Below are 23,650 nucleotides of genomic sequence, written 5' to 3' on the forward strand. Positions count from 1 at the left end.
TCGGTCGATCAGGCCGTGTAGTCCGGTTGCTGCGTGGGCGCCGCCTTGGCGAAGGCGGGGTGTGCGCTGGCGTGCGCATACACCGCCAGGGCGCGCGGGTAGGCCGACAGGTCGCAGCCCATGCGCTGGGCGTTGGCGACCTGGGGCACCAGCGTGACGTCGGCGAGAGTCGGGCTGTCGCCAAAGCACCACGGGCCCTTGCCGTGCAGCGCGAGCAGGCGTTCGACGCCGGCCATGCCTTCGTCGATCCAGTGGCGGTACCAGGCGTCCTTCTGTTCCGGCGTCACCTTCAGCACATCCTGCAGGTAGCGCAGCACGCGCAGGTTGTTGACCGGGTGGATGTCGCAGGCGATCAGGCTGGCCAGTTCCAGCACGCGCGCGCGCTGCTCCGAGTCCTGCGGCAGCAGGCGCGGTTCCGGGAAGCGCGCATCGACGTAGTCCATGATCGCGAGCGACTGTCCGAGCGTGAATTCGCCGTCCACCAGCGCGGGCACCGAGGCGGACGGGTTGATGCCCTGCACGTACTCCGCCTCGCGGTGCTGGCCGGTGCGGATGTTGACCGGCAGGGTCTCGAAGGGTAGGCCCTTGAGCGCCAGCGCAATGCGCACGCGGTAGGACGTGGAGCTGTTGAAGAAACTATAGAGCTGCATGATGGCTTCGCTGCTTGCCGTATTCCGGATTCAGACCACGCGGACCTTGAGTTCGCCGAGACCTTCCACGCCGGTCACCATGGTGTCGCCGGTCTTGACCGCGCCCACGCCTTCCGGGGTGCCGGTGAAGATCACGTCGCCCGGTTCCAGGCGGAAGAACTGCGACAGGTAGGCCACCGTTTCGGCCACCGACCAGATCAGGTGCGTGACATTGCTGCGCTGCTTGTCCTGGCCATTGACGGCCAGCCAGATCGCTGCCTGCTGCGGGTGGCCGATATCGCTGGCGCGGTGGATCGGCGCGATCGGCGCGGACGCGTCGAAGGCCTTGCCGATTTCCCACGGGCGGCCCATCTCGCGCATCTTCATCTGCAGGTCGCGGCGGGTCATGTCCAGGCCCACGGCGTAGCCCCACACGTGCTCGAGCGCCTGCTCGACCGGGATATCGGCGCCGGCCTTGCCGATCACGGCCACCAGTTCGGCTTCGTAGTGGTAGTTCTGCGTCTGCGCCGGGTAGGGCAGCTCCAGCGTCTGGCCGTCTGCCACGGGCACGATGGCGTCGGCCGGCTTGCAGAAGAAGAACGGTGGCTCGCGGTCGGGGTCGAAGCCCATTTCGCGCGCATGGGCGGCATAGTTGCGGCCCACGCAGTAGACGCGGCGCACGGCGAACTGGTCATCGGTGCCGGCGACGGGAATGGCGACGGTGGCGGGAGGCGTGAAGACGTAGGACATGGTCGGTTCGGTCAGTCAGGAGGTGTAAGGGGCCGGGGTGCCGCGCCATGCGCGCACCCGGGCATCTGGATTCGGACGAGTTGGGTTTAGAAGGGGCTCAGGTGCGCGCTTCGCGCAGCAGGTTCAGCGCCGACAGCACGGGGCGGTCGGAGTAGCTGAACAGCACCGCGTCTTCCATCGCGCCAAGCTGCACCGGCGCCCATGACGGCGCCACGAACACGTCGCGCGGCTCGAACTGGAACTGGGCATCGCCGATGCGCACTGTGCCGCGGCCTTCCACCACGCTGTAGACGGTGGCGTCGGTGCTGCGGTAGGTCTTGCCCTGGAAGCCGGCCGGCAGGTACTGCATGAAGGTGGCGATGGTGGGCATCGGCCAGCCGCCCGTGGCCGGGTTGACGTAGCGCAGCTTCACGCCGTCCCACGCATCGAGTTCACCGTTGCGGTAGAGCTGGTCGAGCGCCTCGCGCGAGCGGTCGTACGGATAGCTGAAGACCGGCGAGGTCGGGTCGGTGACCTTGTGGCGCACCGGCATCATGTTCTGGCCGAAGCGCGCAAAGCTGTCGCCCTCGGCGCGCGTGACGGGTTGCTGGGACTCGGGGTAGTTCTCGGCAAAGCCGGCGTCGAACTGCTGCACCAGCGGGATGTCGAGGCCGTCCAGCCACACCACCGGCTCGCCGCTGTCCTCGAGGCTCGGGTTGCCGTGGTCGTGCCAGGTCCACGACGGCGTGATGATGAAGTCGCCCGGATGCATGGTGGTCCGCTCGCCATTGACGGCGGTCCAGGCGCCCTTGCCTTCGACGATGAAGCGCAGCGCCGACTGCGTATGGCGGTGACTCGGCGCGATCTCGCCCGGCAGGATCAGTTGCAGGCCGGCGTAGAGCGTCGACGTGATGCTCGACTTGCCCGGCAGTCCCGGGTTCTCCAGAATCAGCACGCGGCGCACCGCCTCTTCGGCGCTGATGACCTCGCCGGCCTGCATGACCAGCGGGCGCAGGGCGTCGTACTTCCAGATAGCCGGGACGATCTGCGGGCGCGGCTGGGGCGGCACCAGGCTGTGCAGCGATTCCCACAGTGGTGTCATGTGGCAGCGGCCGATTTGCTCGTAATAGGCGGTGCGTGCGGGATCAGGCGTATGGTCGGACATGCTGTCTCCGTGGCTTTCTGTGGTCTCCGGCGGCATTGCCGGGCTGTTGCTTGGAGTTATACGTCGGTCGATATAAGATTTGAAATGAAGAATTACTCTTATCCATACGATTAATCGTATAGGTGAACCCGACGATCAGACATGGACTGGACCCAGCGACTGCGCTTGCGCAACTTGCAGATGCTTCTCAGCCTGGCCGAGACCGGCAACATGAGCCAGTCCGCGGCGCTGCTCAATACGACCCAGCCCGGGCTTTCCAAGTGGCTCAAGGACCTCGAGGACGACATCGGGCTGCCGCTGTTCGAGCGCCAGGCACGCGGGCTGCAGCCCACACCGTATGGCGAGTCGCTGATCGAGCACGCGCGCCGCATTGCCGCGCAGCTCGACACCGCGCGCGACGACCTTGCCGCCATGCGCGAAGGCGGCAGCGGGCTGGTGGTGGTCGGCACGTCGGGGGCATCGGCGGCCGACACCGTGCCGCTGGCGGTGCTGCTTCTGTTGCAGCGCATGCCGCGCGCGCAGGTGCGGGTGGTCGAAACGACCATGGACCGGCTCATGAACCAGCTTGCGCACAATGAGCTGGATATCGTGGTGGGGCGTTCCGCGCCCGAGCTGCAGGACGCGCAGACCGTTGGCGAATCGCTCTACCTCGAGCCGATCCATTTCGTCGCGCGTCCGCGCCATCCGCTGGCCACGCAGGAGGCGGTAACGTGGGACGCGCTGCACGGCTACCGCTGGGTGGTATGGCCGCGCGGCACCCCGATCCGCAATGCGCTGGAGGCCGCACTGGCCAGCGCCGGCCGGCCGTTGCCGCCGGACTGCGTGGAGTCGAACTCCACCGTGCTGAACCTCACGCTGCTCAACAACAGCGACATGATCGGCCTGGCCTCGCACCGGACCGCGCGCCGGCTGGAAGCGATGGGCGCACTGCGCATCGTGCCGCTGCGGCTGGCCGGTTTTGGTTCGGTGTCGATGTACTGGCGGGAGGACACGATCAAGCGCTCGGCGGTCGCGGCCATGCTCGACAGCCTGCGGCGCGCGGCCGACCGGGACGTGCCGGACGCCGTCGTCTCCGCGCCTTGAGGGCCAGCGCTCTGGCGCCTACATTGGAGGCTCACGCCGGCGCCCCGGCGTACTGCACATCCACCATGGAGGCGAGACATGGAGTTCCTGAATTCCGGCAAGGTCCTGCCAGCAGGACTGCCATTTTCCGAAGCGGTCCGCATCGGGAATGTGCTCTACCTGTCAGGCCAGTTGGGCATCGTGCCCGGCAGCACGCGGCTCGTTCCGGGTGGCATTCGCGAAGAAGCGAAACAGGCCTTGATGAATATCCGCACCACGCTGGAGGCGCATGGCGTGACGATGCGGGATGTGGCCAAGTGCACGATCATGCTGGCGGATATTGGGGAGTGGCAGGTTTTTAATGAGGTTTATAAGGAGTTCTTCGAGGCTCCTTATCCGGTCCGGAGCGCGCTTGGCGCCAATGGACTGGCGTTGGGGGCTAGGGTGGAGGTGGAGTGTTTGGTGGTGATTGGGGGGGCGTAGATTTGGGGGTTTTTGTGCTTGGCGGGCGCTGCTGCAGCGCCCGCCAAGCACGCGGACCTACCCAGCCCGCCAAACGGGTCAGCGCACCGCTGGGTATGTGCCGGCCCGAATACCGGCGTCTGCACTTCGGGATTTGACTGCGGGCCACAGCGTCTAAACTGCAGCCGGATCAACCCGGAGACGTTCATGACACAACAGGCCCATTACGAACTGCTGCACGCTGGCAAGGGCCACCCGGTCAAGATGTGGACCCGCGGCGTCCCGGTGGAGGAAGAGGCGCGCCGCCAGCTCGCCAATACCGCGCAGATGCCATTCATCTTCCACCATCTGGCGGTGATGCCGGACGTCCACCTTGGCAAGGGTTCGACCATCGGCTCGGTGATCCCCACTGTTGGCGCGGTGATTCCCGCCGCGGTCGGCGTGGACATCGGCTGGTCTTCCGACATCAATCTGTTACCTCGGAACTTACCTGCTCTGCTGTGGGGGGTGTTGAGTAGCCCAAGCCTCTTTTAGAGGCGAGTAGCCCTGTTTTTCGCATTATGAAAAAGTAATTCCAAAGGCGCTCACGCCCGAAGGCGCCACGACTTTTTCAGACTTGCCTTTCGAAGAGTCTGTTGGGGTTGCCCGCGTGCCGGCTCCTAGGCGGTAACACGGTGCTACGCTTTAGTGCGAAAAGACGGAGGTTTGTATGGCGCTGACACCTGCCCGCTGGGAACACTTCCGGCACGACGCAGATGTCGGCGTGCGTGGCATTGGTGCGACCGCCGAGATTGCATTTGAGCAGGTCGCAGTCGCCTTGACGGCCATCGTGGCTGAGGTCGAGCACGTGCGAGCAAACGATGCGGTGGAGATTGCCTGTCAGGCTCCAGACCTCGAATTGCTGCTAGTGGAATGGCTAAACCGCATCATCTTTGAGATGTCGGTACGACGGATGCTTTTCAGTTCGTTCCGCGTGACGCTGCAGCCTGGCGGGCTCTCCGCTGTGATAGGTGGAGAATCCATCGATATTTCTAGACACCAACCAGCGGTGGAGCCCAAGGGAGCCACCTATACGGCGCTCAGCGTAAGACAGGATTCAGACGGTTCGTGGCTGGCGCAATGCGTCATCGATGTCTAATGGCGTTGGAGGATGCGACCATGGAATCGGCTAACCTGACCCGCCATGGCGAATATGAGTGGCATATATCCCCAGTGCGCGGAATGCGTGTACCCGGCGTCATTTTTGCGGACAGTCACCTCATCCACGGTATGGACGACAAGGTCTGTCAGCAGGTCTGCAACGTAGCCAAGCTGCCCGGAATCGTCGGCGCCTCGTTTGCCATGCCAGATGCGCATTGGGGCTACGGGTTCCCAATCGGCGGTGTCGCAGCATTCGACCCCGACGAGGGCGGCGTCGTCTCGGCAGGCGGCGTTGGCTTTGATATTTCCTGCGGCGTAAGAACTTTGCGCACGGGGCTCGAACGTGAAGCGCTTGAAGGCGTCAAAGCCCGTCTGGCCGATGCACTATATACCGCAATTCCTGCTGGCGTCGGCAGCACCGGCGTAGTTCACCTCTCGCACGGCGACATGCATGACATGCTCATGGGAGGTGCTCGGTGGGCCGTGGCCCAAGGCTACGGAGAGGAGGACGACCTCGAGTACATCGAGGAGCGGGGCACGATGCAGAACGCCAAGCCAGGTGCGGTTTCCACTTCTGCAAAGCGCCGCCAGCAGGACGAGATGGGGACGCTCGGCTCGGGTAACCACTACCTTGAAGTTCAGGAGGTTGCCGAGATTTTCCATCCAGCCATCGCCAAAGGATTCGGGCTCGAGCCAGGGCAGATAGTTGTGTCGATTCACTGTGGCTCGCGAGGCCTTGGGCATCAGATTGGCACCGAATTCCTTAAGGAAATGGTGATTGCCGCAAGCAGTTTCGGTATTGAACTACCGGACCGCGAGCTTGCATGTGCGCCAATCCAATCGGAACTGGGTGAGCGCTACCTGGGCGCGATGCGTGCGGCTATTAACTGTGCCCTGGCCAACAGGCAGATTCTTACGCATCTCACGCGGAAAGCGTTTGCCAAGGTGCTGCCGCAGGCAAAGCTCTCGCTCCTCTATGACGTATCCCACAATACCTGCAAGGTAGAAGAGCATTTCATCAATGGCCGAAAGCGGCTGCTCTATGTTCATCGCAAGGGTGCTACCCGCGCTTTTGGACCGGACCATCCGGACCTCCCGGACGCCTACAAGGACCTGGGGCAGCCCGTGCTCATTGGTGGCAGCATGGGTACTGAATCGTACGTGCTTGCTGGTGTCAGCGAGATGCCAGGCCTAGGGCAGGCGTTCAGTTCCGCATGCCATGGAGCGGGGCGACAGATGAGCCGGACCGAAGCCCGCAGACACTGGCAGGGAAGGGCCGTAGTCGACTCACTCGCCGGGCGCGGCATCCTTGTGCGCAGCCCTTCCATGCGGGGCGTGGCGGAGGAAGCGCCGGATGCGTACAAGCCGGTTGCGGATGTCGTCAACTCAGCCCAGGAAGCTCGCCTAGCATGCAAGGTGGCACGGCTGCTCCCGGTTATCTGCATAAAGGGCTGACTGGGCTGCCCACTACTGGTCGTCAGTCGACAAGCGAACGAGCAGCAATAGACAGGTCGAGCGGCACTGGGCCAGAAGAGCGCGCCCTTGAAGCGGCATGCAACCACCACCCCCAGTCTTCCCGGCTGAGCCCACTTTCCGTGGTTTGACAGCGTTATTCCTGTATCGCTACTCAGCAAAGGGAGCGAGCAACGTCCCATTCCCGCTGAAACTTGGATTCACGAATGTCACGCCGAGCGGCGTCACTTGCAAATTGCTTCGCCGGGGCATGCTTGACGCGCCTTGTGGCGGCTACTTGTTCAAGGCTATCCTGCTTTTCCACTCCTACTCAGGAGCGTGCCATGGAGAGCACTAGCGGATTCTATGGTTGGATGTTTAGTGGCGAGACGGTCTTCCGGACCTTCGCGCCGATGTATCCTCTGCTGTCTGATAAGCGCTACGCAGGAGGGAGGGTCACCTTCGAGACGTTTCCGCACGCCATTACTTGTTCGCTTCTCGGCAAGGAAGTCGCCTCAGCCAAACTGAAGCGAGTGCAGCGGCGCAGATTGCTGGAAGATGCCGGTATCGAAACTACATCGCTTACCTCAATTGATGCAGTGGATGCTGCGCTCTGTGCGCTGACTGCGCATTTTCTGCTCCGGGAGAAAACGCGAGCCTACGGGGACGCCTTTAGCGGACACATCTTCGTACCTGATGCCGACTCGTGGAAAATCTGCCACCGCTCTTAAGCCATTGCTCCCTTCAACTACCGGCCTCCCTTGCGTCCCTTCGCTGGCGCCAAGCCGAGCCCGTCGAGCACCCGATAGAATGCCGAGGGCGACCAACTGACCCGTACTTTTTGCACCGCTCTCGAGCGCTAACTTGTAAGCCGTGGTCACTTCCGCGTGTTCATAATCATGATAGTAAAGTTACCTGTAACGCTGGACCGCGACAGACTTCCTCGACTGTTTGGCGAGCTCGACGCCACGCGGGACCAGCAGGAGGTCACCGTAGACTTCGCGCCACTGCGGTTCTCGCTGCCGACGGGCATGCTAGCGCTAGGTTCGAAGCTCCGCGAGTGGGTCGCCTATCGAAAGCAAAGGAATCTCTTCTCGTATGCGTTAGGAATTAGTGGCGCGAGGCAAGCTCATTCATATCTGATGCACTTGGGCTTCTTTCATTTCATCGGTTTGGAAGCGGGGCTAGATGTCGGCGAAGCCAGAGGTTCCCGCAGCTATGTGCCGATTACCCGCATTGTTCGTCCAGACATCGATATTGGCCGGCAAGGTCTGGAAGATTGGTACACGGCGATAGAAACGGAAGCCCGTCGAGTTGCCGGAATTCTTGCTGGCTCGTTTGATGACTCACAGCCGCTCAGAACCTATACGTACTCAATTCGAGAGGTTATTCGGAATGTCTTCGAACATTCCCAAGCTGCGGAGTGCTATATCTGCGGCCAGCGTTGGAACAACGGACAAGTTGAGATAGCGATTCTCGACGAGGGAATTGGGATAGCCAGAACTCTTTCGGAGTCGCATGGGGCTGCAACCGATGCCGATGCGCTGTTGATGGCGGTTCGTCCAGGGGTTTCGCGAACAAGCAACTACGACAGAGAGCAGAACATCTACGATAACTCTGGGTTCGGGTTGTATGTCATGAGCGAACTGGCGGCAAATTTTGGTTGGTTCGCCCTAGGAAGCGGAGATGCCTTGCTGTTTGGATATCAGCAGCAGCGTACAGTGAGCGACGCTTCATTCCGAGGTACATTCTTTGGAATGAAATTTCTTAGTACTCCTGCAAATATCCGTTCCGTTCTCGATGACATCATCGCTGCCGGTGAGGAAGATGCTCAACAAGCTGGCATTCGCGTCCGAGCATCCGGTCGGAGTCGAATCGTCCAGTGATGTGACATCCCTCGCGCTCTGAGAATTGCGGCCACAATCGCGCCTACACCGTAGGTGCACTCTCATCGGGGCGGAACTCATCTGGGTCGAAGCTCGTCCCGCGAAATCCACTTCCAGCCCTGCACATAGGCTCCGCCGTCTTCGGAGAGTGGTACAGGGCATCCCCCATCGAACTCCCAATCCCCTTCGCTTACTAGGTTCTCGCAAGCATAGTCTGAGTATGCGCGTTCCAGTGGCGAGCAGTTTTCGGTGAATACCCGGTTGAACTTGAGGTGGTCAACATCGACGCCGACATTGGCGTCCAGTTCCATTATTTAATTGGCGGGTAGAAGCGCACAAGCCAAATGCGTCTGAGCAGGCGTGCTGAGGAGCGATTCGGACTTACCAACGGAGCGTTTGATTGAGCTTGTGGTCGTTATGGTCGAACGAGAATTGCCAGTCGCGCCGGCCACACTGGGTCCTGGCGCCATTCCGCGAATCCCTTGAGTTGTTTCTGGCCGTACTTATCCGCGCAGCTACTTGACTGGCGAGACAACGTCTTCCGGGGGCTCTACCCGCGCGCCATCCTGCGGGGTGCTGGCGGCGCCTTCCTCCAGCGCGTTGTACGAGATGAATCGGTTCTTGCCTGCACGCTTGGCTATGTACAGCGCAGCGTCCGCCTGCCGAAAGAGTTCGTGCTGAGCAGTGGGATGGCAGGCAGTGTTCACGGCAATGCCGACCGACGCGCTGCACGCGACGGGGTGACCATCGATGAGGTAGGGGTCGGACACTGCCGAGACTATTGTTTGAGCGATACGCTCCGCCGTCTGTATCGAGGAGATGCCCTGGGCAATCACGGCAAATTCATCGCCACCAAATCGGGCCACAGCGTCAGTGGCACGGACCGCTGATTGGATGCGTACGGCACACATTTTCAGCAGGGCGTCGCCAGCGGCGTGCCCATGGCTGTCATTTACGGCCTTGAAGCCGTCGAGGTCGATAAGGAACAGCGCCAATTCACGTTCGGCGGCGCGCGAGTTTGCCAGTGCGGATGCCATGCGGCGGTCAAATCCCTTGCGATTCAGCAGTCGAGTCAAATGGTCGTGACCGACATGCCGCTGGACGCCGCCGATGATGAGTACCATCAAGAAGGTCGAGAAAAGGCCGACGCTCAAGGTCCATGCCAGGCGCGCCATGATTAGCTTGCGGCGCGTGGTGTTGACGTCCTCGACATAGAGTTTTGCGGCTACCACCCAGTCCCAGCCAGGCAACGGACGCGCGGCGGAAATTTTTTCGGCCAGCGTGCGGTCCACCAGCCTGTCAAACGCGGCGACATGGCCCGTGTCATTGGTCCGTGCCAACGCTGCCAGTTCCACATAAGGGCGACGCCCCACGGCATCGGTGAGGTTCTCGACCGATTTGCCTACCAGCCTGGGCTTGCCAGGATTCAGCAATAGAACGTAGTCCCTAGTGAATGCATACACATAGCCGCTGCCGTGAAATCGCATCAGTTCCCATTGTGTGAGCACTGCCTTTTTGGCGTCGTCCTCAGTCAGTTCGCCTCTCGCGACGCGCTCCTGGTACGACTCCGCGATACGTATGGCGACGTCCAGTATATTGTGCAGACCTTGTCGGCGTTCGGTAAGTACTCGCTGGTGGGCATCAATGGCGCTTTCAATGCTTACGGCGAGTAAGCCGGTCCACATGAGCGCGAGTGCTAGCCACAGTTTTGTACCGAACGATATTCTTTGATGCATGTCACGCGTTGGCCTGAGCTGACCTTGCGCGGCGGCGCGCACGTGTTGGCTGCAGGCATCTCCTCTTGTGCCAACGCAGCCTGTGCAACAGTATGTTGGCTTTCTATTTTTTGGGCGCCAGCCGATAGGCCATGTATGCCGGGCGTTCGAAAAGAGCGCTGTTATTTAGTCATGCTTGCAGTCAAATATAAACCCCACCAATGTGGGGCGATGCCTCCTATCTCATTCTTCTTGGTGCGGTCGAGTTCATTGAAATTTTGCTGTGACCGCTCCCATCCCCGGGTGCTTATAAGCCATAAGTGTGTCAACGAGTGTGTCAAAGCCCCATATATACCTCTCTTGTGGGGTCTAAAGCTTATGGAAACGCTCCGATAGTTGGATGTGACGATGGGGATTTGGTGAGCTGTTTTTGTGGCGCAAGCTATTGCTGAAGGCGTAACATTGCAAGGTTTGTGCTCTTGTACCAACTCGCCCATGTCGCGTTGGGGTGCTCGCCGCCAGTTTGGTGCAGCGTAAAAAATGATAACAAACGAGTTGAGATGGAATTCTTGAATAGGATGACCGTTTTTAAGCGAGTGATGTTTGCCTTCATGATTGTGCTGGCAATGTCATGCTTTCTTGGGATATTTTCCATCTTCGAAATGGCGAGGGTTAATGACACAACCAACGAGATAAAGAATAATTGGCTTCCATCTGTCCGTTTCTCGATGGAGATGCGAAACAACTTGTCAGCATTTCGCTCTGCAGAATTGCAACACATCCTCTCTGTCTCACCTGAGGACATGGACAAGTATGAAAAGCGCATGAGCAAAGCTCTCGCTGACTATCGTGGTGCCGAGGAAAAATACGTGCCTCTGATTTCGGAGCCCGAGGAGAAGATGCTGTATGGGGAGACGCAGAAGCTGATGGAGCAATATCTCGCTGTACACGAAAGGGTTCTGGAGCTTTCCAGGAAGCAGGAAAACGATGCGGCGCTCGCCTTGATGCGAGGGGACTCCATTCGCCTGCGAAACGAGGTTGACCAGCGGTTGGCAAAGATTGTTGAAGTGAATGTCGCAGGTTCCGACCGTAGCGGGAAGCAGGCGGAGGATGTCTATTTGACGGCTCGAACGCTCATTCTCAGTGTACTCGGCGCCACGACGATGCTGGGCGTCGCGCTGGCATTCGTGTTCGCGCGCAACTTGGTTAGGCAACTTGGTGGCGAGCCAGCTTATGCTGCCGAAGTTGCGGGCCAGGTCGCAGCCGGCAATCTTGCTGTGGAAGTACAACTCCGGCCGGGCGACACGTCGAGCATGCTCTACGCGATGAGCCGCATGCGTCGGACCTTGGCTGATATTGTGCTTCGCATTAAGGCATCAAGTGAAGCCGTTGCAACTGCATCCGGGCAGATTGCCCAAGGCAACATGGACCTGTCCCAGCGGACGGAGGAGCAAGCTTCCGCGCTTGAGGAGACTGCAGCGAGCATGGAGGAACTGACGGTCACTGTGAAGCAGAACGCCGATAATGCAGGGCAGGCAAACCGACTGGCATTGAGCGCTTCTGGCATCGCCGAGCGCGGCGGTCACGTAGTCGGCCAGGTAGTGACCACGATGCATGACATCGCCACCAATTCCACCAGAATTGTTGACATTATTAGCGTCATTGAAGGCATTGCTTTCCAAACCAATATCCTCGCCCTAAACGCGGCAGTTGAGGCAGCGCGTGCCGGCGAACAAGGACGAGGATTTGCTGTCGTGGCTGGCGAGGTGCGTTCGCTCGCGCAACGCAGCGCGGCAGCAGCTAAAGAAATCAAGGAGCTCATCGAAGGGTCGGTGCAGAAGGTGGACAAGGGCTCAACCCTGGTCGATGAGGCGGGTAAGACGATGGAGGAAATCGTCCGCGCCGTTAAGCACGTCACCGACATCATGGCGGACATATCAGCTGCCTCGGCGGAGCAAACCAGCGGTATTGAGCAAGTCGGGTCGGCAGTGGCGCAGATTGACAAAGTGACGCAGGAGAATGCGGCGTTAGTCGAGGAGGCTGCCGCTGCGGCGGCATCGCTCAATGAGCAGAGCCAACAATTGCTCGACGCTGTCTCGGTCTTCAGGCTAGGAGCCGAAAGGACAGATGCTTTCGGCGCTCGGGCCAGTGAGGTGAGGAATAGCTTCTCCAAGCAGGCGGGGACCGTAACAGCCTAGGTCTGGGAGTGCATTGGCCTTTCGTCAGCCTGCGCAAGCCAGGGGCATCGCGGCAATCTCGACCAAGATGGCGCGTGGCTCCCGGCTCATCAAAGCTCAAGCCAGATGAGCCGGCGGACATGGCTTCTATATCTCGTAACACCGTAACAAGGTAACACTACCCGTCGCTTTGCCGGGGCTAACTCTAGTTGGGGCGGCATCGTGTGCAATGGCCAGGGGCGGGACTCAGGGCGCCACCTTACTCCGCCCAAACTTCATCCACGTCCCGCATCAGGTGCCCGGCGAGAATGTAGTCCCCCTGACTGGTTGCCTTCGCTTCCATTGCCTCAAGGTCATTAGCTGCGAGGCGGTCCAAATTGAACTGGCAGTACAGATTTCGCTGCCGGAAGGTTCTCTTGGGCCGCTTGAGGCCAGCAATCAGCGCTGCACGCGAATTGACCGCAATGCTTTCGTGACCGCGATACTCAACGCGTATCCCGCGCTTGTCGCCAATGCGGCCGAGCTCGATGGCGTCTTGCCAGCCTGACTCGTAGTCCAGTTCCACCACTGTTACTCCCTGTGTTTCCAGGAGCTTCAGCGCCTCCTCTCTGGTGCCAGCCCGAGCTGTCGCCATTTTTTTCCTCCACCGCATGTAGGGCGTGTGGTTATTTGTACGCTTCTTCGGCCCCGGTTCATATTGCATTGCAGCATTGTAAGCGGGGAAGAGCATTCTTTGCTGGATGCGGCCCTGTGGCGACTGGGAACCGTACATAATGTTTTGGGAGAATCCTAGTCTTTGTGAGTGTCGTCTGCATCACAGGAAACACTATGCAACCGAAGCAGGCTCCTGCGCAAAATGACTTCCTGAATGCGGCACGCAAAGAGCGAAAGCGGGTCGACGTGTACCTCATTAACGGTGTCAAGCTGACCGGTTCAATCGCGTCATTTGACCACTTCGTGGTGATGCTAAGCGCGCCGGGCGGCGACATGCAGACAATCTACAAGAGTGCAATCTCGACTATTCAGCTGCAAACTGGGATGCGTCCATCGAGCTCGGGTACGCGTCCTCCTGCGCGGAACTCGCGGCATTGAGTTCGGGAAACTTGAGTGGTCGCGCGGGAATGCCGGCCTTGGTGACCTGGGGGCACGGCACTTCTGCCCCTTTGAACTCCCCCGCGCACTTCCTTGCGTTACGACAAGCCACTTTGGCATATCTTCTGGAAGATAAGTATTAGTTTACGCCAAGTATTCGTGGCAGGTCGTGATATGGGTTCTCGGCCAAAGTATTACGTTCCATTACCGTGTGTGCGGTAAACAGCTTTTGGAATTAGAGTCGATAGCTAACATTGCCTAATGTTTCGTGTGCAGGTTCCGGACTCGGCCTGCAGGCCCCTCGTTCGCGCCCCGCATGTCTCCAGCATCGGGACACTTTTTACAGGGGAAGGACACCGGAAGCACACACTGCGCGTCGAATGCCTTCTCGCATTGCGGGCGTCGGATGGTGAGGAAACACCTTGCGACTGACCGAAGGGAACGAAAGCAAAGCGGGCTGCGGTAGGTAATGACTTATTGCTGCAACAACACCCAATCGAGCATATCAGGTCGCGTAATAGCGAGAAGAAGTTGTCACGTAATCAGTCGCTGGGTCGACAGACTGCGGGCGGATTTGATGAAACACGTAGGAGCCTTGCCTGGCATGACAGCACGGGTGTCGCAGAAGCACCCGGCTGCGGGCACAACGCATTCGAATGTCTTCTAGCCGGGTTCTCGGAGCAACCCTATCAGGGCGGCTCTTTGGCTCTTTTGTTTTGGGCTGCAGTGTTTGAGACTTCCCGAAGCAATGTCAATGTGAGTCCGCGCGGCCATCGAAATCGGAAGAAACCGCTTGCGACTTACCGAAGACAACGAACCTAGCTTTGCCGGCATGTTTAGCCGCGTAAAGTGCAGTGTCTGCTTTCAAGAAAAGCTCGTTCCGAGTGCTGTCCTCATCCGGTTTGTGGAGCACGCCGCCAACGCTCGTGCTGCAAGTAATCCGGTGACCGTCAAGGATACAGGGCTCAGCGGTCGCTAGAACTATCGCTTCGGCGACACGTTCCAATGCTTGCGACGTCGAAATGTCCTCCAGTACCACTGCAAATTCGTCTCCGCCGATTCGCGCGATAGCGTCGTGCCGGCGAACACAGGACCTGAGGCGCGTCGCGAGGACGATTAGAAGTTTGTCACCAACCGCGTGGCCGTAAGTGTCATTCACAAGCTTGAAATTGTCGAGGTCGACGAGAAGCAATGCCATTGCCTTTGCGCCTCCCTCGGCCTGTTCCATGGCCGATGCCAGACGCCGGGCAAAGCCTTTCCGATTGAGCAGGCCAGTCAGGTAGTCTGACAGGGTCATTTGCTCGAGCTCCCGCATCTTCTGGCGCTCTACAGTTATATCTCTGGCAAAGACATGCACGCCAACGACGGTGTCTGCGGTGCCGTTCCAGGCTGGTTGATATGTGACCTCAAGATAAACCGGCTTGTTCTCGTAGTGATACTCAGCGTCAAACGTAACGAGGTCTCCTGAGAGCGCGAGATTGAGGTGAGGCCTTATCGCTTTCGCATAAACGTCCTCGCCCCAAAGATGGCTGGGTGTCAGACCGATGATTTTGCTTGCAGGCATCCTAAATCGCTGTTCGTACGCCTGGTTGACGAACACGTAGCGCTTGTCCACGTCGAGATAGGCAACGAGGTCCGGTATGTGATTGGCAACGGCATGGATGCGTGCCTCCCGTTCCTCCGCCACCCTTCTAGCTTCCAGCAAGGCACTGGTGCGGTCTGAAAGTTGGCCCATCACGCTCGAAAACGTTCTGGCTAGTGCGCCGATTTCGTCCGCTCTGGAAGTGGGAAGCGCAGCGCGAACTGACAAGTCCATCGCACTCTGCTCTACGGCCCGCTCCAGGTTTCCCAACGGTGCCAGCAGGCGACGGGCTACTCGCCACATCAGCAATCCAGCAATAGCCAAGGCTGCTCCCGCCGCAGTCAGAATCTTCACTCTGGCACGGGTGATTGGCGAGAAGGCTTCTCTCGCCGGGAGCGTGGCGACCAATTCCCACCCTGCCGTTTCAAGCCGATGTCGAGCAACAATGGGTCGTGTCGGCCAAGCCGATTCCCACATGAAGTTGGCCCGGTCAGTACCGCACGATTCACCTACGGAAGCCGCAGGCTTGAGTATCTTTTCTGGGTCAGCATGCACGACGTAGCGAGGGGATTGACCCGATGAGATAAGGCAATAGGTTCCCGTCATGCCAATGCGACTGCGAGACAGCGCCCGGAGGAAGTTTTCGCGCCCGAGGTCGAAGCTTCCCACCAGAACCGCCAGCACTCGTCCATCAGCCGAACGCACGGGTACAGCGATACCGATGCCCGGCGCGCCGGTTACCTTGGTTATCACCGGTTCGGAAATGACGACAGACGCGCCGCCCAGAATGTCACGAAAGTACTTTCGGTTCGAGATGTCGGGGTTCTGGTCTATCGGCCTCGTATCGAATGCCCGCTTACCGTCCGGCCAAGCGAGAAATACCCAATCAAACAATTCGGGAATAGGCGCGGCCTGCTCAGTGACGCGCTTCAGTTCTTCTGGGCCACGGGCCAGCAGCGGGGCAAGGTGCTCAGCAAGCCGGCGCAGGATGACGACACGTGTTTCGAATTTGTCGTTGAGTTGCTCTGCAACCAGTCTCACCTGCGCATCCTGCTGTGCCTGCAGGGAATCCTTTAGGTTGGCGAAAATGTACTGGCGGGCAATCAATAACAGCAGGACCGCGAGAAGAAGAACCACAACGACTGTTGAGGCGACCACCCGGGATTTTAATGACCAGCGCACCATTCTTCAGCCTTTGCTCTTCTTCCCTGGCCAATCGCACGCTGTCCAGTTGCCCTGAGGTGGAGGTGAGCGGCATTACTCGGGACAATTGCGGCAGGAGGTCAATTAACCCTAGACGTGTAGGGGTCTTAAGAGGCAATGTTAGCGGAATCTTGGACATTACAGTCGCGTTTTCGCCTGCGTACGAGCCATTCCCCCTAACATTCGTTAATGGGCGGTCAAGCAGACATCTATGCTGCCCGCAACAGGGGAGACAATCTGAGGCCTTCCGACCGCCGACCGCTTGAGGACGGTGGGGCAAGTATTAGCTGAGCGGTCGCATCCGGGGAAATTCAGCGTGCCAACGGCCCATCGCCTCGCACACTTTGTGAAGAGCGCCCATGCAGAGTGGAAGAATCAGTCCCGTCTCCTTGGCCACGGATTGGTGCCAGCGCACCAGAGCTTCCACCCCCACTATCTCGTCGGTCTTCGAACTCAGAATTGGTCGTGGAGGACGAATTCATCATTTTGCAGGACGCGCCGCAAATGGGTCACCATTTCAAGGCGGTTTGCCGCTTACCGATGCATGGAGTGCTCGTAGACTTCGTGGCGCCTCTTTTCCTGGCGTCTTTGCCCGGTACATTGCCAAATCTGCTTAGCTGAGGATACTCACTGCCGATGGAACCTATAGTTTTCCCTATGCAGTTCGTGAAATCAGGTAGCATATTAATGTTACTTAACAAAGGGACTTTTAAGTGGCCACCTACAAGCAGCTCATGGCAGAAAAGAAAGCGCTCGAAGCCCAGCTCGCTGAAGTTCGCGCGACTGAAATTGCTGGCGTCATCGAGAAAATCCAGGGGTTGATGGCTGAGTATGAGCTGACGGTGGACGACATTGCCACGACGCGTCGGCGCGGGCGACCCGCCGCTGCTGGGAAAGGTACGACTGCTGCCAAGGAAAAGGTGTCGCTGCCGGCAAAATATATGGACCCGAAGACTGGCGCGACGTGGTCAGGACGCGGGCGTGCGCCGGCGTGGCTCGGCAAGAATAGGGCGAAGTTTTTGATTGCAGAGGCCTGAGAAGGAGCGCCCAGCAGCGAGCGGCGGAACCCTTTGAAGCTAGCTGAAAAGGGTGGTGTCGAAGCTGCCGTTCGTGAAGCTCAGGCTATTGCGGCCAAAGGCGAGTTTTCGCACGAAACGTCCTGCCCGCAGGTCCCCACGAGGAGTGCGCGGAGCGCATTCTCATCGATAAGTCCCTCGCCGCACGCCAGGCATCCAAGGATGTCCAGCAAGGCTCTCTGCCCATCCTGCGGAGAAGCTATTTCAAGAGAAATTGCAGACAAATCAGCTTGCCCGCAGCTTGGGCACCGAGCGAGGTCATTCAAGGTCGGTGGTAGGTCAATGACGAGTAGAGGCGCGTCGACTGGCGCCCGGCGTGCACGCGGTTCTTGCGGCATCATCGGTTCGAAATCGAACTGGACGGGGTACAGGTGCTCCATTCTTCCATGAGATTGGGCAAGCAAACCGAATTTGACCCAATAAAGCGAGCACTCATTGCGCTACGTCCCTTCCACGTACAACTGGAAGGCTCCAGGAATAGCGCACCGCTAGGGCGCGGAGCCCAAAACAAGTCAAAGCGCCGAACCACGGCGTGAGCGCGAATTTCCACTCCATGAGTTGCCCAAGCACCTGGATGGCTGCCCCGACCAGCGCTGCAATGGCGTAGATTTCTTTCTCGAGGATAATGGGTACGCGATTGAGGACCACGTCTCTCACCACACCACCGCCAACGGCGGTCACCATGCCGAGAAGAATCGCAACTTCGACGTTATGGCCGAACTGCAGCGCCTTGTGCGCGCCAATGACGGCGAAGAAGCCCAGCCCTAGCGAGTCGAAGAAAACAATGGGGTGTTTGAGGTGGTCAATGATTGGACGCGCCCAGATTGCCAACCCGGCGGCTAACGCCGACGTCGCGAGGTAGCGCCAGTCCGAAATGCCGACTGGCGGCAGAGCACCGAGGCACAGGTCACGAATTACTCCCCCACCGCAAGCCGTCAGGTAACTGATGGCCAGCACGCCAAACAGGTCAAGCCGCCTCTGCTCAGCGGCAAGGGCGCCACTGACCGCGAACGCGAAGGTCCCCAGCAGGTCCACCAAAACGAAGAGGTTATGTTCCATCACGCCTCGGGAGCCGTACAAAGCCACGCCGAGGCCGCCGTCAACATCGCATGCAGGCCCGTTTCGAGCGTCGGGTGAATCACGGGTGCGAACTTCGGCGAATGATTGCTCGGTATTTTGTTCAACTGCTTTTCGGCCTTGGCCTGCGCATAGACTTCAGGGTCGGTGCCGCCAATGAACCAAAACACGTAGGGCACATTCCAGGCTCGGCCAAAGACGCTAAAGTCCTCACTGGCCGAGGCCGGCCGTGCCTCATAGGCCTTATCGCCAAACTGCGCCTTGAAGGCGTCGGCCACCTGACTTGTGGCTGCGATATCGTTCTCCGTCAGAGGATACGTGCTGAGCGTGGTGAACTCCGGCGGCCGCTCAGCGTTGGATGCATCGCACTCCGCACAACAGATTCGCCGGATGGATGCCAGCATGTACTCGCGCACGTCATCGTCGAACGTGCGCATATTCAGCTTGATAGTGGCTTCGTCCGGAATGATGTTTTCCTTGGTACCCGCTTGCAGGGAGCCAATGGTCAGCACGGCGTTGTCCATCGGCGAAATCTCACGCGAGACGATGGTCTGCAGGCGTAGCGTCGTGGATGCGGCCATAATGACCGGGTCGATGGATGTTTGCGGCTGCGAACCATGCGAGCCACGCCCGAACAGCTTGATTTTCAGACTGTCTCCCGCTGACAGAATGACGCCCGGGCGATAACTGACGGTGCCGCTGGGGCCGACCATGACGTGCTGGCCCAGAATGATGTCTGGCTTGGGAAAGCGTTCCGCATCCCAGTCATCGACCATGCTGCTGGCACCTCGTCCAACTTCTTCGCCTGGTTGAAAGACCAGCATGACCGTGCCCTTCCAGGCGTCGCGGTGCTCGGCCAAGACACGCGCCACCCCCATCAGCCATGTCACGTGCATGTCATGCCCGCAGGAATGAGAGACGTCGACTTCGACGCCGTCTTCATCTTTGGCCTTTATGCTGCTGGCATAGGTTAACCCGGTGTTCTCGGCCATGGGTAATGCGTCCATGTCTGCGCGGAGCATCACCGTGGGGCCCTCGCCGTTGCGCAACACACCAACGACACCAGTGACGCCTACCTCACGCGTCACTTCATAGTCCAGGGCCTCGATGTAATCTGCGGCGACCTTGGCGGTCCGGACCTCCTGCATCGACAGCTCGGGGTGCTGGTGAAAGTCCTTGTAGATGATTTCGAGCTCCGCCAGCAACTGGTCGCTGCGGTTCGCCAAAGCTTGGACGAGTGCGTTCATGAAACACCTCCGGACATTTAGTGTTCAGTTTGCTTCATCCGGGTTGCTTCGTCCAAGAAGAGCAAACCTTGGCCTTTCCTTGAATGGACCTATTGCTACGCCGTTCTGCCGCGTCGGAACCCAAGCTGAGGTTGCGTTGCCTCTCCGGAAGCCCTTGAGCTGTTCAAAGCCATTGAGGTCGGCGGTCTACGAGGTCGCTGTCGCCAGCCGAGGTGTTGGGGCATACCGACACGAACTTCGTCAAAAATTTGTCTCCCTGATTGGAGACGTATCGGCCATGCCCGCCATCGGAAGTTTAGGTGACAGGGCCCGGGCACATTGTTCATATAAGAGAAATAATTATCCATATTTTAGGACAATTGCTTACATGTTACTGTCACATTTCTGTCGCAATATCTCGCAGCCGAGTCGGTGGGGAGTCGCGGCTCGCGTACTAGCCGCGACACCACCGCCAGGAACCTTCGCTCAAAAAGAAACCGGGATTGACAGTGAAAAAAACTCTCCTTGCAGTGGCAGTCACAACTTGCGCCATGTCCGGCGCCGCGTTTGCCCAATCGTCCAACGTGACGCTCTACGGCATCGCTGATGCTGGCATCAGTTTCCAAAGCCATGTCAATGGCGGCGCCAATGGAAGCGGCTCCGTAACTGGCGTAACTTCTGGCGGTCTCTCTGGCTCGCGTTGGGGCCTGCGTGGAACCGAGGACCTCGGCAACAATCTGAAGGGTATTTTCGTGCTGGAAAGCGGTTTTGACATCGACACTGGCAAATCTGCCCAGGGCGGCCGACTGTTCGGCCGCCAAGCCTATGTCGGGCTGCAAGGCGACTTCGGCGCTGTCACGCTCGGCCGGCAGCAGAACTCGCTGTATGACCTGTTCGGCGCCTACGACCCGATGGCAGTGGGACCGATGTACTCGCTCAACTCCGTCGATAATCAGTTCAATGGCCGCGCGGACAATGCCATCAAGTACACCGGTAAGTTCGGCGGTCTGACGGCAACCGGTTTCTACAGCTTCGGCCGCGATGTCACTTCCGGTCTCGGCGGTGAAGTGCCGGGTCATTTCAAGGTCGGCACCAATTTTGGAGGTGGCCTGGCCTATGCGAACGGCCCCTTCTCGGTGGGCGCTGCCTATGACCAGTTCCAGGGCAGCACCCTTGCGTCGGCGGACCTGACGGCCAAGCGTGCTGCGATTGGCGCCTCGTATGCCTTCGGTGACGCCAAGGCATTCGCCGGCTATCGCTGGATGCGCGACGAAGTCACCACCGGTACGGCCCGTCACGACAACTTGTATTGGTTGGGCGCGAACTACAAGTTCACGCCGGCCTTTACTCTGACTGGTGCGGCTTACTATACGGATGCCCGCACTGACAGCAAGGATTCGTGGATGTTTGTGCTGAACGCCGACTACGCCTTCTCCAAGCGCACCGACGCGTACCTGCTGCTCGGCTATGTGAGCAACAAGGGCAATGCCACCTTTGGTGTGACCGGCACGGCCAATACGTTGCCGGGCCAGAACCAGACTGGCGCCATGGTCGGCGTGCGTCACCGCTTCTAATCCGCCTTGGCGCGAGAATCGGCACACCCGCTGGGTGTGCCATGACAGCTCATATCGACCTTGACTTGTCACTGGGTTAAGGACGTTGGCCGGCAGCAATGCCGGCCTTTTTTTCGCCTGTAGCTGTGATTGTCGTTGACGCGCCAGTGCCGTCTCCGAGTTGGAAGCGCTAGCTGTTGTCATGAAGCGATGGCTCAATTGGGGGGCAGCCAAGTCAATGCTGCCAGGAAGGACGCGTGGCGGTATGGCTATCGCGAGACTCCGCCGGCCGCCGGACAGTCAGTCTCATCGCGCACCGTCGCGGGAGGACTCATGATGAGAGACATTTCGATTCGTGCAGCGGCAACGGGTGAGTGGGTGCCACTGGTCGACCTTCTAGAGCAAACTGGGTTAGATACTTCCGATGTTGACCTGGCCAGGACAACGCTCCACGTTGCTGTGGCGGCGAAAGTGATAGCAGGATGCGCGGGCGCCGAACGTCACGGCACCACAGCTGTCGTAGGGCCAGTTGCAGTGCTCCCCCACTACCGAGAACAGGGTATCGCATCACATCTGGTTCAGGCCGCCCTGATGAGAGCACAAGCCGACGGGTGTCGGCTGGCAGTGGTTCTATCGATGTCTTGCGCGAACTTCTTTTGTAGGCATGGATTTTCGTTGACGCCCTATAGCGCACTGCCAAATGAGGTACGAGCTGCGAAGGCTTATCAGCGTGCCAATAGCCAAGCCGACCAATGCATGACTCGGGACTTGACTCGGGGGTGGAATACTTGGACGTATTCAAATTCGCATTAACCCGAATAGTCTGAGAGGTTGTCGTCCTGTCACAGTTCAAGAATACGTGCGTGTGCCTCGGCCTCTTCCCGCCGCAGGAGGACTGTTCAGTATCCAGGTGACCTATGACGACCGTAGCCGGATGAGCCTGCCAGCACGAATATCTCTGCAGATTCGATGAAATGCATGTAACGATTCGTACCATTACCATCCCGGGAACTCGGAGCCGGGCGCCTCAGCATCAAGCAGCCGTGTACCCTACGACGGAACAGGACGCCGAGCCACTGATGAAAAGTGGTTGGGGTCAGCGGGAGCCGGACGTGTTTAAGGCAGCCCAGAATTGGGCACAACGGAATCATTACACCGTCTCGAATCCTCGGTCCGGCTCGCTTTATGGAATCGTTGCCGGCCGTCTCCCATTCCCTTGACTGGTACGTGCAGCTAGAGTTCAGCTTTCAGTAGCGTGGCTTCACTGATATTGGTGTTAGCAAATTCACGGGAAGCCAGTAATTCCAGTGGGACGTCCGCACGGTCAGCAGGCGTGAACCCAAGGCCGGAGAAATAGCCGGCAGCCACCTTAGTCCCGACGACCAAGGTATCGATGCCACGCAGGCGGACATCGGCGACCAGCGCGGAAACCAGCAGGGCAGCTAGCCCTGCCCGTCTCGCGCGCTGGACGACAGCGACCCCTCGCAACAGGCCAACGCTGCCGCCGAATTCCTCGACTCCAGCGCACCCAAGGAGGCCAGTTCTGTCCCGGCTGACATGAAATTGCACCGCTTCACCACATATCCCACCAACGGGGAGTGAGCACGACCGAAGCAATGCTTCCACATCACGAAGGTCTGCCTTGGTCGCATGACGGGGCCGCATGGTACTACGTGAAAATCCAGGGTGATGGTGTCTTGAGGATGCCGCGATGCCTCTAATCGATTTTTCGGGTAGGGCGGTGTGCGGATATTAGGCGGCGAGAAGTGTCAGGGGGTGCTCGATGGCTGTGGTGAGGTGTTCCGGTGGAATGCCTGCCTTGGCGAGCACGCGCAATCCCGCGATGTTGGTAACAATCATGAGCGCGGCTTTGGCCGAGTTGAGGTTTCGCTTGAATTCTCCGGACCGCTGCCCTGCGAGGACGAGAAGTTCGAACGCATCGACGACGGACTGAAAGCAAGACTGCAGGAGTTGTCGTACGCCAAAGTCGTGCTGACCAAGTTCAGCAGCCGTATTTACCAGAAAGCAGCCCATACCGTCGTCATTGTTTTGCGCGATATCGACCAGCAGCGCGCGCATCTGCCCAAGTACATCGGGCGAGCCGGCTATCTTGCGGATGGTTGTGGCCCTTACATCGGCATATGCAGCGAGGGACTCGAGCAGGAGTTCCCGTTTGGTTCCAAATGAGTTGTATAGCGAGGACTTGGACAGGCCCATTTCTTCCGCAAGAACGGCAGTCGGAAGCCTCTCATAGCCGTAGCAATGGAACGCGTCCATGGCACGCGCCAACGCCTGGTCTCGGTCAAACTCCAACGGTCGCCCTGCCATCTTTCGGCCTCAGTCTAAATTGGACCAAGCGTATCAAAATTCGATGTAACGAATATGACACCTCTTCCGTGACCGCCTGACGATGCCGTTGGCTCG

The 23,650-nt window shown here is 59.2% G+C and carries 19 protein-coding genes and 3 pseudogenes; 12 read left to right on the forward strand and 10 right to left on the reverse strand.

Annotated elements, in window-relative coordinates; translation table 11 throughout:
• Positions 1-8: 8 nt before the first annotated feature.
• From maiA to gtdA, 3 genes are all read right to left on the reverse strand, one after another.
• Positions 9-650 carry a maleylacetoacetate isomerase gene (maiA, locus tag CupriaWKF_RS22565; protein ID WP_276102967.1) on the reverse strand — a complete coding sequence of 214 codons (642 nt, stop codon included), beginning with the start codon at positions 648-650 and terminating at the stop codon, positions 9-11.
• 30 nt (positions 651-680) lie between these two features.
• Positions 681-1,379, reverse strand: coding sequence for a fumarylacetoacetate hydrolase family protein (locus CupriaWKF_RS22570; protein ID WP_276102968.1), 699 nt, complete (start codon positions 1,377-1,379; stop codon positions 681-683).
• A gap of 97 nt (positions 1,380-1,476) precedes the next feature.
• Positions 1,477-2,523 (reverse strand): gentisate 1,2-dioxygenase, encoded by a 1,047-nt coding sequence (gene gtdA / locus CupriaWKF_RS22575; protein ID WP_276102969.1) that lies wholly within the window; start codon positions 2,521-2,523, stop codon positions 1,477-1,479.
• 141 nt (positions 2,524-2,664) lie between these two features.
• Here gtdA and CupriaWKF_RS22580 point away from each other — a divergent pair, with 141 nt between their 5' ends.
• From CupriaWKF_RS22580 to CupriaWKF_RS22610, 7 genes and pseudogenes are all read left to right on the forward strand, one after another.
• Positions 2,665-3,606: a LysR substrate-binding domain-containing protein gene (locus CupriaWKF_RS22580; protein WP_276102970.1), complete on the forward strand. Its 942-nt coding sequence runs from the start codon at positions 2,665-2,667 to the stop codon at positions 3,604-3,606.
• Positions 3,607-3,684: 78 nt separating this feature from the next.
• The gene (locus CupriaWKF_RS22585; protein WP_276102971.1) at positions 3,685-4,068 is read left to right on the forward strand and encodes a RidA family protein; all 384 of its coding nucleotides are present in this window, start codon (positions 3,685-3,687) and stop codon (positions 4,066-4,068) included.
• Positions 4,069-4,254: 186 nt separating this feature from the next.
• Positions 4,255-4,500: pseudogene (locus CupriaWKF_RS22590) on the forward strand (RtcB family protein); the annotation flags it as partial.
• 256 nt (positions 4,501-4,756) lie between these two features.
• Positions 4,757-5,185: an archease gene (locus tag CupriaWKF_RS22595; protein WP_276102972.1), complete on the forward strand. Its 429-nt coding sequence runs from the start codon at positions 4,757-4,759 to the stop codon at positions 5,183-5,185.
• Positions 5,186-5,205: 20 nt separating this feature from the next.
• Positions 5,206-6,642: an RtcB family protein gene (locus tag CupriaWKF_RS22600; RefSeq protein WP_276102973.1), complete on the forward strand. Its 1,437-nt coding sequence runs from the start codon at positions 5,206-5,208 to the stop codon at positions 6,640-6,642.
• Between the two features lie 302 nt (positions 6,643-6,944).
• Positions 6,945-7,370: pseudogene (locus CupriaWKF_RS22605) on the forward strand (DUF429 domain-containing protein); the annotation flags it as partial.
• Positions 7,371-7,526: 156 nt separating this feature from the next.
• On the forward strand, positions 7,527-8,525 hold the full coding sequence (locus tag CupriaWKF_RS22610; RefSeq protein ID WP_276102974.1) for an ATP-binding protein: 999 nt from the start codon (positions 7,527-7,529) through the stop codon (positions 8,523-8,525).
• A gap of 515 nt (positions 8,526-9,040) precedes the next feature.
• Here CupriaWKF_RS22610 and CupriaWKF_RS22615 read toward each other — a convergent pair.
• A complete protein-coding gene (locus CupriaWKF_RS22615; RefSeq protein WP_276102975.1) occupies positions 9,041-10,303 on the reverse strand; it encodes a diguanylate cyclase in 1,263 nt (420 codons plus the stop codon).
• Between the two features lie 497 nt (positions 10,304-10,800).
• On the opposite strand from CupriaWKF_RS22615, the gene CupriaWKF_RS22620 reads away from it, so the two are divergent.
• Positions 10,801-12,438 carry a methyl-accepting chemotaxis protein gene (locus CupriaWKF_RS22620; RefSeq protein WP_276102976.1) on the forward strand — a complete coding sequence of 546 codons (1,638 nt, stop codon included), beginning with the start codon at positions 10,801-10,803 and terminating at the stop codon, positions 12,436-12,438.
• 238 nt (positions 12,439-12,676) lie between these two features.
• Here CupriaWKF_RS22620 and CupriaWKF_RS22625 read toward each other — a convergent pair whose 3' ends face one another.
• Positions 12,677-13,051, reverse strand: coding sequence for a PHA-granule associated protein 4 (locus tag CupriaWKF_RS22625; protein WP_276103168.1), 375 nt, complete (start codon positions 13,049-13,051; stop codon positions 12,677-12,679).
• A 194-nt stretch (positions 13,052-13,245) separates the two neighbouring features.
• Here CupriaWKF_RS22625 and hfq point away from each other — a divergent pair.
• Positions 13,246-13,467: pseudogene (gene hfq / locus CupriaWKF_RS22630) on the forward strand (RNA chaperone Hfq); the annotation flags it as partial.
• A gap of 793 nt (positions 13,468-14,260) precedes the next feature.
• On the opposite strand, the gene CupriaWKF_RS22635 reads toward hfq, so the two are convergent.
• The gene (locus CupriaWKF_RS22635) at positions 14,261-16,276 is read right to left on the reverse strand and encodes a diguanylate cyclase (protein ID WP_276102977.1); all 2,016 of its coding nucleotides are present in this window, start codon (positions 16,274-16,276) and stop codon (positions 14,261-14,263) included.
• A 731-nt stretch (positions 16,277-17,007) separates the two neighbouring features.
• Between CupriaWKF_RS22635 and CupriaWKF_RS22640 the strand changes: the two genes are divergently transcribed.
• Positions 17,008-17,331, forward strand: a complete 324-nt coding sequence (locus tag CupriaWKF_RS22640; RefSeq protein WP_276102978.1) for an H-NS histone family protein — start codon at positions 17,008-17,010, stop codon at positions 17,329-17,331.
• A 471-nt stretch (positions 17,332-17,802) separates the two neighbouring features.
• Here the strand turns inward: CupriaWKF_RS22640 and CupriaWKF_RS22645 are convergent, their stop codons facing one another.
• Entirely contained in the window at positions 17,803-18,429 is a 627-nt protein-coding gene (locus CupriaWKF_RS22645) for a trimeric intracellular cation channel family protein (RefSeq protein WP_276102979.1), read from the reverse strand.
• Positions 18,429-19,694 carry a M20 family metallopeptidase gene (locus CupriaWKF_RS22650; protein ID WP_276102980.1) on the reverse strand — a complete coding sequence of 422 codons (1,266 nt, stop codon included), beginning with the start codon at positions 19,692-19,694 and terminating at the stop codon, positions 18,429-18,431. Before CupriaWKF_RS22650 ends, CupriaWKF_RS22645 begins: the two co-directional genes overlap by 1 nt.
• A gap of 488 nt (positions 19,695-20,182) precedes the next feature.
• Here CupriaWKF_RS22650 and CupriaWKF_RS22655 point away from each other — a divergent pair, with 488 nt between their 5' ends.
• Positions 20,183-21,247, forward strand: a complete 1,065-nt coding sequence (locus CupriaWKF_RS22655; RefSeq protein ID WP_276103169.1) for a porin — start codon at positions 20,183-20,185, stop codon at positions 21,245-21,247.
• A gap of 315 nt (positions 21,248-21,562) precedes the next feature.
• Positions 21,563-22,039 carry a GNAT family N-acetyltransferase gene (locus CupriaWKF_RS22660; protein ID WP_276103170.1) on the forward strand — a complete coding sequence of 159 codons (477 nt, stop codon included), beginning with the start codon at positions 21,563-21,565 and terminating at the stop codon, positions 22,037-22,039.
• A 420-nt stretch (positions 22,040-22,459) separates the two neighbouring features.
• On the opposite strand, the gene CupriaWKF_RS22665 is transcribed toward CupriaWKF_RS22660, so the two are convergent.
• Both CupriaWKF_RS22665 and CupriaWKF_RS22670 read right to left on the reverse strand, forming a co-directional pair.
• Entirely contained in the window at positions 22,460-22,795 is a 336-nt protein-coding gene (locus tag CupriaWKF_RS22665; RefSeq protein WP_276102981.1) for a GNAT family N-acetyltransferase, read from the reverse strand.
• Positions 22,796-22,978: 183 nt separating this feature from the next.
• Complete coding sequence (locus tag CupriaWKF_RS22670; RefSeq protein ID WP_276102982.1) at positions 22,979-23,503, reverse strand: TetR/AcrR family transcriptional regulator; 525 nt, start codon at positions 23,501-23,503, stop codon at positions 22,979-22,981.
• Positions 23,504-23,650 lie beyond the last annotated feature (147 nt).

Origin of the sequence: Cupriavidus sp. WKF15 (assembly GCF_029278605.1) — a bacterium.
Lineage (GTDB): Bacteria > Pseudomonadota > Gammaproteobacteria > Burkholderiales > Burkholderiaceae > Cupriavidus.